A 12,411-nucleotide genomic window follows, 5' to 3' on the forward strand; every position below is an offset into this window, starting at 1 on the left:
AAGTGCGGAGAGTGCGGTGGGGGTTGTAGCACAGTGCGCGTATATTCCGGGTGATTCGTCGTAGAAGATCGCCGCCGGGGCCCACCGCCGTGCTCAGCGCCTGTCCTTGACGCAGCGCTTGACCTCGACGCAGCGCCTGTCCTCGACGCAGCGCTTGACCTTGACGCCAGCGGCAGGGTTCGAGGATGCGGACATGACCGAGAACACCTCACCCGCCAGCTCTGCCTTCCGTCCCGGCGACGGCCCGCGCACCGTCGTCGTCACCGGTGCCGGAACCGGTATCGGCCGGGCCGCCGCCCGCATGTTCGCCGCCCTCGGCTCCCACGTCATCGCCGTGGGGCGCCGGGAGGAGCCGTTGCACGCAACGGCCGCCGAACCGGGCTCCGGCACGATCACGCCCGTCCCCGCCGACATCACCGCCCCGCACGCCCCGGACCGCATCGTCGAGGCGGCGCTCCAGGCCACGGGCCGGCTCGACGTGCTGGTCAACAACGCCGCCGTGGTCAGCGACGAGAGCCTGGGCGCCTACACCCCCACCGGAATGGAGCGGCAGCTCGCCACCAATCTCACCGCCCCCGTCCTGCTGGCGCAGGCGGCGCTGCCCGCGCTGCGGGCGGCACCGGCGGGCGGCGTGATCCTCAACGTCAGCACCGCCCTCGGGCAGCGCGCCTGGCCGGGCAACTCCCTCTACGCCGCGACCAAGGGCGCCCTCGAAGTGCTCACCCGCGGCTGGGCGGTCGACCTGGCGGCGGACGGCATCCGGGTCGCCGCCGTCGCGCCGGGCGCCATCGACACCCCCATCGGCGAACACCGCGGCCTCGACGCCCAGCGGCGGGCGGCACTCAGGAAGTGGCAGATCGACCACACCCCGCTCGGCCGCGTCGGCAGGCCCGAGGAGGTCGCCTCCGCGCTCGTCCAACTGGCCTCGGACAAGGCCTCGTTCCTCACCGGAGTCGTGCTGCCCGTGGACGGCGGCGCGGTGGTGGCGTGAGGCCCGTGGTACGACTGTCCTCCGTACGTTCCACTGGGCCCGACGGAGGGGGAGCCACGGTGCGCATCGGTGAACTGGCACGGCGGACGGGGACCACGGCGCGGGCCCTGCGCCACTACGAGCAGGCGGGTCTCCTCGCCTCGGAGCGTGCCGCCAACGGTTACCGCGTCTACCCCGCGTCCGCCGAAGTGCGTGTCCGCAACATCCGCTACCTCATCGAGGCCGGGCTGACGCTTCAGGACGTCGGCTTCTTCGCCGCCTGCCTGGACGGCGACATCGCCGCCGGTGAGCCCTCCCCGGAGGGGCTGCGCGTCGTCGAGGAACGGCTCGCCGTCCTGGAGGCCCGCATCGCCGCCCACACCGAAGCCCGCGACCGGCTGCGCGACGCACTGAGCCGGGCTGCCGCCGAGACGCGGGCAGCCGCCTGAGGGGCCCTGTCTGCGCCGGGCCCCTCGGCAGGCCTTCTCGTGCTGGTTGTCCCCTCTTGCGGGTTGCCACCCCTTTTGCGGGTGGCGCACGCGAAGCGCCCCCTCGCCGGGTGCCTTCTTTGAAGCGTCACCTCCCCAGGGGGTGACGCTTCAAAGAAGGGTGCGGCCCCCCGCTTACGCGAGGCGGCCCCGCGTCACCCCTTCACGCACACGATCTGCTTCAGCTTGGCGACGACCTCCACCAGATCGCGCTGCTGGTCGATGACGCGCTCGATCGGCTTGTACGCGCCGGGGATCTCGTCCACCACCCCCGCGTCCTTGCGGCACTCGACGCCCCGCGTCTGCTCCGCCAGATCCTGCTCGGAGAACCGGCGCTTGGCCGCGTTCCTGCTCATGCGCCGCCCTGCACCGTGCGAGGCCGAGTTGAACGACGCCGCGTTCCCCAGGCCCTTGACGATGTAGGAGCCGGTGCCCATGGAACCGGGGATGATCCCGTACTCGCCGCCGCCCGCACGGATGGCGCCCTTGCGGGTGACGAGGAGATCCATACCGTCGTAGCGCTCCTCCGCCACGTAGTTGTGGTGGCAGGAGAGCGTCTCGTCGAAGACCGGCTTCGCCTTCTTGAACTCCTTGCGCACGACGTCCTTGAGCAGACCCATCATCAGCGCACGGTTGTGCTTGGCGTACTCCTGCGCCCAGAACAGGTCGTGCCGGTAGGCCCCCATCTGCGGGGTGTCAGCGACGAAGACCGCCAGGTCGCGGTCGACCAGACCCTGGTTGTGCGGCAGCTTCTGTGCCACACCGATGTGGAAGTCCGCGAGCTCCTTGCCGATGTTGCGCGAACCGGAGTGCAGCATCAGCCACACCTGGTCCTCGGTGTCGAGACACACCTCGATGAAGTGGTTGCCCCCGCCGAGCGTGCCCATCTGCTTGGTGGCGCGCTCCTGCCGGAACCGTACGGACTCGGCCACGCCGCCGAAGCGTGCCCAAAAGTCCTCCCACCCGTTGGTCGGCAGCCCGTGGACGCGGCCAGGATCCACAGGATCGTCGTGCATCCCGCGGCCGACCGGAATGGCCTGCTCGACCCGCGAGCGCAGCCGCGAGAGGTCACCGGGCAGGTCGTTGGCCGTCAGCGACGTCCGCACGGCGGACATGCCGCACCCGATGTCGACACCCACCGCCGCCGGGCAGACCGCCCCGTGCATCGCGATGACCGACCCGACCGTGGCGCCCTTCCCGTAGTGCACGTCCGGCATCACCGCGAGCCCCTTGATCCAGGGCAGGGTCGCGACGTTCTGCAACTGCCGCAGGGCCGCGTCCTCCACGGACGCCGGGTCCGCCCACATCCGGATCGGCACCCGCGCCCCGGGCATCTCGACGTGACTCATGACCGACCAACTCCCCCGAAACCGCTCGAAGACTTCCAGCGCGACGTCCGCGCAAACGAGCAAACACACGCCTGCACGACGCGTGAACTGCCAGGCGCCGCCGCACTCCCGCGGCTCGGCGCTCACCCATTGTGCGCTCCGGTGCACCCGCGACGGCAAAGGATTTTCGACCCCGGGTGGGCGGTTGGCGGCACGGATACCGGCGGACCGGAACCGTTGCCTTGTGCAGGGGTGTCTCTCTAGGTTGAAACGGATCTTCTTGGTACGGATCTTCTAGGTAATGACAGAGTGACGGGGGAGGCAACAGTGGCTTTCGAGGAGTGGGAGCAGGCCAAGGCGAACGCCGCCGCCGCGGGAGACGGCACCCGCATGCAGCTCGCCGGGCGCCCGGCCCCGGGCGGTTCGGGCGGGAACGGCGGCGCGTCGGACCTCGTCGTCCACGACGACGAACTGGGCAAGCTCGGCAACATGGCGTACGACCTGCGGCACCAACTCGGCGTCGACGGCAAGCACGCGCGCACCGCCAGCTACGAGGCCGCCGGCTCGCTGGCCGACGACGGCTTCGACATGGGCACGGCGTTGAGCGAGGCGTGCGACTCCTGGGACACCAAGCTCAAGACACTCGGCGACGCCTGCGGCCAGATCTCCAACCACCTCGACTACTCGCGAGGCGCCCACGCCAAGGACGAGGACCGCATCACCTCGCAGATGTCCTCGATCGCGAAACTCGACGAGTACCTCAAGTACGACAAGTAGGGGGCGACGGGCGCCATGGACATACCCACAGTGGGGCAGCTGCGTGATCTGCGGCTGGGCAAGCTCAACACCGCGATCACCGACTGGACGGAGACGGTCGAACGGCTCCGCACCCTCGCCACCGGTGAGGGAGGCAAGGGCGGCGGCGCGGGCTCGAAAGGCGCCGGGGTGACCGCCATCGGGCTCAACTCCGCCGCGGCCAAGGCCACCTGGACCGGCAAGAACGCCACCGTCACCAGGGGGTTCGTCACCAAGACCGCCACCCAGTTCTCCGAACTGGTCGATGAGGCCGAAGACGTCCTCGGGATCCTCAAGAGCGCCCGCAAAGCCTTCAAACAGCACAAGGAAGACCTGGAGACCGTCGTCACCGACGTCGCCAAGGACAACGTCTACGTCAACGACAACAACACGGTGAAGGGCGTGGTGCCCTCCGGCGCCGCCGCGGGCGACGCGGACATCAAACCCCCCACCCAGGCAGAGCTCGACGCGGCCGAGAAGAGAGTCAAGAGAGTGCTGTGGGAGGCCGGCGAGAGCAACCGCATCGCGGCCCGCGAACTGCGCGCCATGGCCAAACGCAAGCACGACTTCTCCGGCTCCGCGGCCAACTCCCTCAAGAAGGCCGACCGCAGGCAGGGCAAGGTGGACGCCCAGTACTGGACGAAGCGCCTCAAAGACGGCGACGTCAAGGTGTGGGAGCTGGACGAGAAGGAACTCAAGAAGTTCAACGAGACCCTCCGCGACCAGCGCGACAACCCCGCCTTCACCGAGAACTTCGCCACCGGCATGGGCGCCGAGGGCACCCTCCAGTTCTGGCGCGACCTGGCCGACCCCGGCCACGGCGACACCCCCACGGGCGAGCGCGCCAAGCTGCTCGACCACATCCAGGGCAACCTGAGCATGACCCTGGCCAACGCCACCCGCGTCGACAGCCCCGCGATGGCCAAGTGGGAGAACGACATCATCAACGCCGGCACCAAGCAGTTCGGCCACGAGGGCATCATGGCCAAGCCCTACGGCTTCCAGATCATGAGCAGCCTCATGGGCAAGGGCAAGTTCGACGACGGCTTCCTCGACAAGTACGGCGACGCCGTCTACAAGTTCGAACGCAGCAAGCCGGACGCTCCCTCCGCATGGGGACTCGTCGGCATGGGCACCGACCTCGACCCCGGCGACAAGTCCACCGGGGCCGACCCGATGACCGGCTACCTCAAGGCGCTCAGCCACAACCCCGACGCGGCGACCCACGTCTTCAACGACCCCGACAAGGCCGACTACTTCCTCAAGGACCAGGACCACGGCGGCCGCGTCTGGTTCGACGAGGACCAGCCCGACAGCACGGGCCCCGACGACGGCGTCAAGCTGCCCTCCCGCGAGGCCCTCGGCGACGCGCTGTTCGCCGCGGGCAGCGGCATGAACCCCGACGACCCGGCCGCCGAGTACGTCAAGCACACCACCGCGCACAACGACGTGTTCGACAACGCCCTGGAGCGGCTGGCCGGCCAGAAGGACGACATGCCGGCCGAACTCCGCGACGACATGGCCAAACTCATCGGCAACCACGGCACGGACGCACACCTGACCATGGGCGGCTCGAACGAGGAGCAGACGCTCGATCGGAGCGACCTTCTGGAGGTCTCCAAGCAGGTCTCCCGGGACCCGCAGAGCTACCAGATCCTCAACGACGGCATGAACGCCGCGATGGTCCGCGACATCCACGCGGAGACGAAGGACCCCGAGGACAGCCTCGACCGCTCGGGCCGCACCGTCGGATTCCTGGAAGAGGCCCGCTACCAGGCGATCGGCGACAAGAAGGCCGCCGATCTCAAGGACGCGGGCTGGGGCCCCACGGGCACCGGCGGCTACCTGGTCTTCGCCGAGGCGGCATCGTTCCTGCCCGGCGGCGGGCACGCCGCCAACGCGGCGTTCGGCCTCAGCAAGATGCTCGTCGAGGACGAGACCGCCCGCATCGAGGCGGGCGTCTCGGGCGACAACAAGGACGTCGCCGAGCTTCAGCAGCAGCGGTTGCAGGGGCTCAAGGACGAGTGGTACCGCACGAACTCCGACTGGGCGCGCCAGAACGACGGATACTCCGAGGACCACGGATCCTGGTCCAAGATCGACGCTGCGGCGAACGACGGCAAGGCCAATGCCCGGGAGGATTCGGGAGACCAGTGAACACGCCCACCCCACGAAAGACCGCAGCGCTGGCACTCGCCGCCGCGGGCCTTCTCTCCCTCGTCGGCTGCTCCGGTGGGGGACGCGAGTACGCCGTCCCCCACCGGATCTGCGAGGTGCCGATGCCCAGCAGCGCGGTCGAGCCACTGCTCCCGGACGGGAAGAAGCTGCACCAGTCCCGGCGCCTGATCGGCGACGACGGAACCGTGACCGGCTGCCAGACAGCCGTCGTCGACGGTCCGCTCGCCGTGAGCGTCGACATCACCGAGCTGGACAAACCGCTCACCGAGGACGACCGGCACAGCTCCCTGGAATCACTGGAGCACGCCCGCAACATTCACATGAGCGGAACCCACTGGGCCGTACAGGGAGACAGCCGTCTCCACCTGTCCACCCCGTGCGGCACGAAAGCGGCCGACTCCCTCTCCTTCCGCTTCTCCTTCGCCAAGGAAGCAGAAGGCACGGAGGTCACTCGCGACACCACCCTCCGGTTCGCTGAGGAATTCGTCCAGGGAGAAAAAAAGAAGGAGGGCTGCACCGCGTCGTAAGCGCGTGGTGCTCGCGAAAATGACCGTCACCCACCTGGCCCGCCGACCGACAGCGTGCGCCACCGCTGTCGTCGCTGCGCTGCTCGCTCTCTCCGGCTGTGCCGGTGGGAGGGACTACGCCGTGCCGAAGGAGATCTGCGGGGTGCGGATGTCCGAGGACGTGGTGGAGCCACTGCTGCCGGACGGGGACGAGGTGGAGCAGGAGCGGGAGAGGCGTCCTTTCCGGGACCGCCATTTCGTGAACTGTGACGTCGACGTGGACGGCAAGGGCGCGCTGTACGTGAAGGTGTCCGAGTCGCACCATCTGCCGAAGCTTAGGCGGGGCAAGGACAATCCCGAGCACAATGACGACGTGGAGGAGATCGAGGACCTGCCCTTCTCCGGTTGGGCGACGGTCAGCGACGACACGGTCTCGGCGGCCGCGGAGTGCGGGGGAGAGGCCGAGGCACTCGTCTTCCATTTCCCGTTCCAGACGGACAACCCCGAGGACTTGAAGGAGCGCCGCGCGGCCGGGGCCCGGTTCATCAAGGAATTCGTTCCGGGAGAGCGGAAGAAGGAGGGCTGCACCGCGCGGTGAGCGGGCAGCCCTCCCGTGAGGGCGGGATTCAGGCGGACAGGGGGAAGCGGGTGCTGAGTTCGCGGAAGACGGCCACGTTGAGGGTGAAGGCGTGCTTGCACTCGTCGACGATGCGGTGCTGTTCCAGTTCGTCGCAGGGCAGCGCGTCCAGCAGCGCGCGGTACGCGCGTTTGAACGCGGCGGGGTTGTCGAGCGCGTCGAAGACGTAGAAGCGGACGCCGTCGCCCTTGTGTGCGAAGCCCCAGGTTTTCTCGGCGGTGGCGCGGACGACCTGGCCGCCGGAGAGGTCGCCGAGGTAGCGGGTGTAGTGGTGGGCGACGTAGCCGCCGGGCCACTCGCGGGCGACCTGGGCGATGCGGTCGGCGTAGGCGGCGGTGGCCGGGAGGGGCGAGATGGTCCGGCGCCAGGCCGTGTCGTCTCCGTGCAGGTGTGACAGGTCGCGTTCCAGCGCGGGCAGCCGGCGGAGTTCGTCGCGGAGGAAGGGTCCGGCCACCGGGTCGTCGGCCAGCGCCGGCGCTGCGGCTTCCAGTGCGCGGTAGATGAACCAGAGCTGTTCGGTGTAGCGGGTGTACGCGGCCACGCCCAGCCCGCCGCCGAGCATGTCGCTCATGAAGGTCGAGGTGTTGGCCTCGGTGTGCAGTTCCTGCGAGGCGGTGCGGATGAGGGTGGAGAAGTCCGTCGCGGGCGAGGGGGCGGAGGTCACAGCTGGCTCCCGTGGGTGGACGGCGTCGGGCGTGGGTGCGCCGACAGGGAGCGATCCTGCTACTTAGGCTTACCTAAGTCAAGCAGTTGCCGACACCCTGTCGGGAAACCCGTACCCCGCTGTCCACCCGGGAATGCGCCGGGGCGCGCCCTGCGGGAGCGCGCCGGGGTGCGCCGGGGTGCGCCCTACGGAAGCGTCAGGATGTCCGCGCCCGTCTCCGTGACGACCAGCGTGTGTTCGAACTGCGCGGTGCGCCTGCGGTCCTTGGTGACGACCGTCCAGCCGTCCTCCCACATGTCCCACTCGTGGGTGCCCAGCGTCAGCATCGGCTCGATGGTGAAGGTCATGCCGGGGCGGATGACCGTCGTCGCGCGGGGGTCGTCGTAGTGCGGGACGATCAGCCCCGAGTGGAAGGAGCTGTTGATGCCGTGCCCGGTGAAGTCGCGGACGACGCCGTAGCCGAAGCGCTTGGCGTAGGACTCGATCACGCGGCCGATGATGTTGAGCTGGCGGCCCGGTTTGACGGCCTTGATCGCGCGGTTCAGCGACTCCCGCGTCCGCTCGACCAGCGCGCGGGACTCTTCGTCGACCTCGCCGCACAGGTAGGTGGCGTTGTTGTCGCCGTGGACGCCGTCCAGGTAGGCGGTCACGTCGAGGTTCACGATGTCGCCGTCGCGCAGCACCGTGGAGTCGGGGATGCCGTGGCAGATCACCTCGTTGACCGAGGTGCACAGCGACTTGGGGAAGGAGCGGTAGCCCAGCGTGGAGGGGTAGGCGCCGTGGTCGATCATGTACGCGTGCGCCACCTCGTCCAGTTTGTCGGTGGTGACGCCGGGTGCGATGTGCTTGGCGGCCTCTTCCATGGCGCGCGCCGCGATCCGTCCGGCGACGCGCATCTTCTCGACCGTCTCGGCGTCCTGCACGTGGGGCCCGTCGTACGGGGCGGGCGCGGGTTTGCCGACGTACTCGGGGCGCGGGATCGAGGTGGGGACGCCCCGGGGTGGGGAGAGCGTGCCGGGGACGAGGAGTGACTGGCCAGACATGTCCGCGAGTCTAATCGGGCCTGTCCACTGAGATCAGGCCCTCCCGTGCGCGACGATGGACCCATGGCTTTGTTCAAGCGCAAGACGGTCGGCAGGCCCGGTGAGTGGTTCTTCAACGTCGACAGCGGGACGGTGGAGGAGGGGCCGCAGTCCCCGGGCAAGAACCGGATGGGCCCCTACGCCAGCCGCGAGGAGGCGGAACGCGCGCTGGAGACGGCGCGGGAGCGTACCTCCGAGTGGGAGCAGGACCCGCGCTGGCACGAGCGCGGCCGGGGCTCCGACGAGGACGCGGGGTAGGCGACGGCCGACCCCGCAGGCCCCCTCATGTGCGCTTTGGCTCACGTGAGGGGGCTCTGTTGTGCGGGCTTTGTGGAGGAGTCCGCCACTTTTCCGCGCGCTGTCCGCGCCGCCTGTGCCATCGCCAGGTAATCCCTCAACTTATGGCCACAAGCTCTGTCATGACCTACTAGGGGCGTTTTGCCCGGTTTCTGTGGTCTTCGTGTCGCGAATCACACCGGCACTTCCCCGAGTGGCGCCACGGAGCGCCTCCGGGCGTCAAGGGCCCTACGTGCAGGGCCATTTCGAAGAAATCGGTGCACGACCCCATTTCACGCTGAGAAAATGATCCACAGCGCAGCGTGGAGAAATTCGTTGATCAATTACTAGGCTTTTTAGTAATTCCCGCTGATCGTCTTGTTCAAAACGAATTCGCTGTGTTTCCGTGTCCTCGCTTCCGACAACCACGCCCGTCGGGAGATCCACTACCGGGGCGCCGAATCCTGCCGCCCGGCCGGTGGAATGCTCACCAGACCCTTTTCGGCAGGAGCGGGGGACCCAGGTAAGTGCCGTGCCGCACACCGCGGCCCGGCTTGGGGTGAAGTCAGCTCCGCGTACTCGGTGCGCGGAAATGGCCGGGCAACTCCAGCCCGAATCCGACAGCTCACCTCGCAGGCGCCAGGAGAGGACACTCCCATGTTCCGTGACCTTCATGGCCGCGTGCGTCACACCTTCCACACCCGTCGCCTTTCCCGGATTTCTCTCGTGCTCGCCGCGAGCGGTGCGGGAATTGCGGCTCCGCTGCTGACAGCGGGCAGCGCCAGTGCCGCGCCGGCTCCGGCCGCCGCGCACGCCCAGGCGCCTTCCGCCGCGACCCAGCAGGTGAAGAGCGAGCAGCAGTCCGAGGCCTCGCAGGAGTACACCGTCGCGGGCGGCGACACCCTGTACCGGATCGCCACCAGCCACGACGTCGAGGGCGGCTGGAAGGCCGTCTACGACGCCAACCGGCAGACCATCGGCGACGACCCGAACCTGATCCGCCCCGGCCAGGAGCTGAGCCTGTCCGCGTCCGCCGACGCGAAGCAGGACGAGAGCGGGGGCGAGGAGACGCAGGGCGCCGGCCAGACCGCCGCCCAGCCCTCCGGTGAGGTCCACACGACCCAGTCGGACAACCTGGACGGCTGGATCAACGAGGCGCTGGGTGTCATGAAGCAGCACGGCATCCCGGGCACCTACGAGGGCATTCACCGCAACATCATGCGGGAGTCCGGCGGCAACCCGGACATCGCCAACAACTGGGACATCAACGCCCAGAACGGCACGCCGTCGATCGGCCTGCTCCAGGTCATCCAGCCCACGTTCGACGCCTACCACGTCGAGGGCACCGCCAACGACCTGCGCGACCCGGTCGCCAACATCGTCGCCGCGTGCAACTACGCGGCCGACCAGTACGGTTCCATCGACAACGTCAACGGCCCGTACTGAGCCGCACCGAGCCGCACTGAGCCGTACCGACCGTACTGATCCCCGCTGATCCGTACGGCCCCGTACCCCGACTGCCCGCCATCTTCCCCCGGGGTGGCGGGCAGTCGGCATGCCGGCTGCGGGCCGGGGCCGGTCACGTGGCCTCGGCCGCCGTCTGAGCGGCCTCGGCCGCCGGTGGGTCGAATCCGATCCTGATCCTGGCCGGGACGGCCCTGTCCGCCTCGGTCCCCCACCTGATCGTCACCGTGGTGCCCGCGACCGAGACCTCGGGCGCCGGGGTCTCGGCGGTGCCTACGCCCAGCGACACGAGCGCCACACACACCCGGGCGCCCGTCACCTCGCCCTCCAGTGCCGGGACCCGCACCCAGCGCGCGTACGCCGTGCCGTGCGGAGCGGGCAGCGGCTCCACCGTCTCCAGCCCGTACGCGGGCCGCAGCGCCGAGGCGACCTCGTCCCCGGCCGCCCAGCCCGTCAGCCGCAGGCGCGTACCGGCGGGGGCGCCCAGGACGCGGTGTGCCCGCACCTCCCAGCTGCCGCGTACCACCGTCACGCTCTCCACCCGCAGCCCCGGCACCCGGGGCACGTCCGCGGGGAAGGCGGGGCGGTGCCAGGACGCCGCCCAGCCCCAGCCGCCGTCCGCCGCCGAGCCCGCCCCCAGCGGATGGATGCGTCTGCGGGCGCTCCACCGCCCGGGCCTGGAGGGGAGGGCGAGCGCCAGGTGGTTGTCGGGCGGGTTGTCGCGCGCGGTCGGCCCGGTCCTGGTCGAGTACGCGAACCGCGCGTAGAGCGGATCCTCCCGCTCGTGCGCCTCCCCCTCGTCCGGGTGCACGTTGTCGCTGCCGTGGTTGTGCAGCCGCACGAGTCCGTCGCCGCCGGTCGACTGGATGAGGAAGCCCGGCGCCGCCACCGCCAGCGCGCGGTCGGGGCCCTCGCTCGGCGCGGCCTCCTCGACGGCCGTCCACAGCGGGTCCTCGGGCGGTACCAGCAGCGCGACGAAGCACTTCGACGCCCAGTAGGGGGAGGCCGGGCCCGAGTAGCGCTGCACGGTGGGGGCGTGCGCGCCGTGCCAGCCGAGCGACAGCAGCCCGTCCGCGTCGAGCGCCCCCCGGTCCAGGAAGTAGCGCAGTGTTCCGCTCAGCAGGCGGCGCGAGACGCCGGGCGCCAGTGGCGTGTGACCGGTCAGCGCGCCGAGGCCGACGGCGGTCCCCGCCGCGAACCGGTAGGTGAGGGAGCGGCCGAAGTGGACAGGGGCGCCGTCGCCGCCGAACAGCAGCGCGAAGCTCGCCAGGTGCGCGCGCAGCCGTGCCCCGTACCGTGCCGCAAGGTCCTTCTCGCCCGCCAGGTGCGCGTGCAGCAGGGGGTACAGGTGCAGGGCCCAGCCGTTGTAGTGGTCGAAGGCGCGCCCGTCGCCGTCGGCGTACCACCCCTCGCCCCGCCACCAGCCCTCCAGCAGTTCCAGCCCCCGCTCGGTCGCCGTCCGCGTCTCGGCGTCCCCGCGCCCGGCCGCGTCGAGGAACCCGGCCACCGACAGCGGGAAGAGGTACCAGTTGTTCGGCGCGGGGGAGCGCCGCAGCGCGCCCCGCAGCCAGGCCTCGGTGCTTTCCCGTACGGGTTCCTCCAGCCGGTCCCACAGCCACGGTTTGGTCAGCCGCAGCGCCAGTGCCACCGACGCCGCCTCCACCATCGGCTGCCCGGCGACCGTGTGGTCCAGCACCTCGGGCCACGACTCGGCGTCCGCGCGCCCCGGGGTGCGGGTCCCGGCGCGCAACCCGTCGGCGTACCGCTCCAGCAGGTTCGCCGGGTCGCGGCCACCCGCGCCCGCGACGCGGAACGCGGCTGCCAGGAACGTGCGCGCGTACCCTTCGAGACCGTCCGAACGCGTCCCCGACACGGAGGCGCGCCCCGGCAGGTGGAGCAGCGCGCCGCGCGGTGTGGCCCACTGCCGGGCGGCCCGCAGCAGGGCGTCTGCCACCGCTTCCCAGTGGGCGCGGGTGTAGCCGGTGTACGGGCTCAGCGCACGGTCGTGTGCCGGCATGGTCAG

At 70.1% G+C, this 12,411-nt stretch carries 12 protein-coding genes and 1 riboswitch; of the genes, 8 read left to right on the forward strand and 4 right to left on the reverse strand.

What is annotated here, in order from left to right:
• Positions 1 to 193: 193 nt before the first annotated feature.
• Both DTL70_RS06935 and DTL70_RS06940 read left to right on the forward strand, forming a co-directional pair.
• On the forward strand, positions 194 to 991 hold the full coding sequence (locus tag DTL70_RS06935) for an SDR family NAD(P)-dependent oxidoreductase (RefSeq protein ID WP_114020969.1): 798 nt from the start codon (positions 194 to 196) through the stop codon (positions 989 to 991).
• Between the two features lie 59 nt (positions 992 to 1,050).
• Entirely contained in the window at positions 1,051 to 1,419 is a 369-nt protein-coding gene (locus DTL70_RS06940) for a MerR family transcriptional regulator (protein ID WP_114020970.1), read from the forward strand.
• A gap of 194 nt (positions 1,420 to 1,613) precedes the next feature.
• Here the strand turns inward: DTL70_RS06940 and DTL70_RS06945 are convergent, their stop codons facing one another.
• Positions 1,614 to 2,807 (reverse strand): RtcB family protein, encoded by a 1,194-nt coding sequence (locus DTL70_RS06945; protein WP_114020971.1) that lies wholly within the window; start codon positions 2,805 to 2,807, stop codon positions 1,614 to 1,616.
• A gap of 306 nt (positions 2,808 to 3,113) precedes the next feature.
• Between DTL70_RS06945 and DTL70_RS06950 the strand changes: the two genes are divergently transcribed.
• Genes DTL70_RS06950 through DTL70_RS06965 form a run of 4 tightly spaced genes read left to right on the forward strand, consistent with a single transcriptional unit; the run spans position 3,114 to position 6,863 of the window.
• Complete coding sequence (locus DTL70_RS06950; RefSeq protein ID WP_114020972.1) at positions 3,114 to 3,563, forward strand: hypothetical protein; 450 nt, start codon at positions 3,114 to 3,116, stop codon at positions 3,561 to 3,563.
• Between the two features lie 15 nt (positions 3,564 to 3,578).
• Entirely contained in the window at positions 3,579 to 5,738 is a 2,160-nt protein-coding gene (locus tag DTL70_RS06955; RefSeq protein ID WP_147266741.1) for a hypothetical protein, read from the forward strand.
• Complete coding sequence (locus DTL70_RS06960) at positions 5,735 to 6,286, forward strand: hypothetical protein (protein WP_114020974.1); 552 nt, start codon at positions 5,735 to 5,737, stop codon at positions 6,284 to 6,286. The genes DTL70_RS06955 and DTL70_RS06960 overlap by 4 nt, the downstream gene beginning before the upstream one ends.
• A 19-nt stretch (positions 6,287 to 6,305) precedes the next feature.
• Positions 6,306 to 6,863, forward strand: a complete 558-nt coding sequence (locus DTL70_RS06965; protein ID WP_147266742.1) for a hypothetical protein — start codon at positions 6,306 to 6,308, stop codon at positions 6,861 to 6,863.
• Positions 6,864 to 6,891: 28 nt separating this feature from the next.
• Here the strand turns inward: DTL70_RS06965 and DTL70_RS06970 are convergent, their stop codons facing one another.
• A complete protein-coding gene (locus tag DTL70_RS06970) occupies positions 6,892 to 7,566 on the reverse strand; it encodes a biliverdin-producing heme oxygenase (protein WP_114020976.1) in 675 nt (224 codons plus the stop codon).
• A gap of 185 nt (positions 7,567 to 7,751) precedes the next feature.
• Positions 7,752 to 8,609, reverse strand: a complete 858-nt coding sequence (gene map / locus DTL70_RS06975; protein ID WP_114020977.1) for a type I methionyl aminopeptidase — start codon at positions 8,607 to 8,609, stop codon at positions 7,752 to 7,754.
• A 63-nt stretch (positions 8,610 to 8,672) separates the two neighbouring features.
• Here map and DTL70_RS06980 point away from each other — a divergent pair, with 63 nt between their 5' ends.
• Both DTL70_RS06980 and DTL70_RS06985 read left to right on the forward strand, forming a co-directional pair.
• Positions 8,673 to 8,906 carry a hypothetical protein gene (locus DTL70_RS06980; RefSeq protein WP_114020978.1) on the forward strand — a complete coding sequence of 78 codons (234 nt, stop codon included), beginning with the start codon at positions 8,673 to 8,675 and terminating at the stop codon, positions 8,904 to 8,906.
• 496 nt (positions 8,907 to 9,402) lie between these two features.
• A riboswitch (cyclic di-AMP (ydaO/yuaA leader) is annotated at positions 9,403 to 9,577 on the forward strand.
• A 4-nt stretch (positions 9,578 to 9,581) separates the two neighbouring features.
• A complete protein-coding gene (locus DTL70_RS06985; protein ID WP_114020979.1) occupies positions 9,582 to 10,370 on the forward strand; it encodes a LysM peptidoglycan-binding domain-containing protein in 789 nt (262 codons plus the stop codon).
• A gap of 133 nt (positions 10,371 to 10,503) precedes the next feature.
• Here the strand turns inward: DTL70_RS06985 and DTL70_RS06990 are convergent, their stop codons facing one another.
• The gene (locus DTL70_RS06990; protein ID WP_114021099.1) at positions 10,504 to 12,405 is read right to left on the reverse strand and encodes a DUF2264 domain-containing protein; all 1,902 of its coding nucleotides are present in this window, start codon (positions 12,403 to 12,405) and stop codon (positions 10,504 to 10,506) included.
• Positions 12,406 to 12,411 lie beyond the last annotated feature (6 nt).

This window comes from Streptomyces diacarni, from assembly GCF_003323715.1.
In the GTDB taxonomy this organism is placed as follows: domain Bacteria; phylum Actinomycetota; class Actinomycetes; order Streptomycetales; family Streptomycetaceae; genus Streptomyces; species Streptomyces diacarni.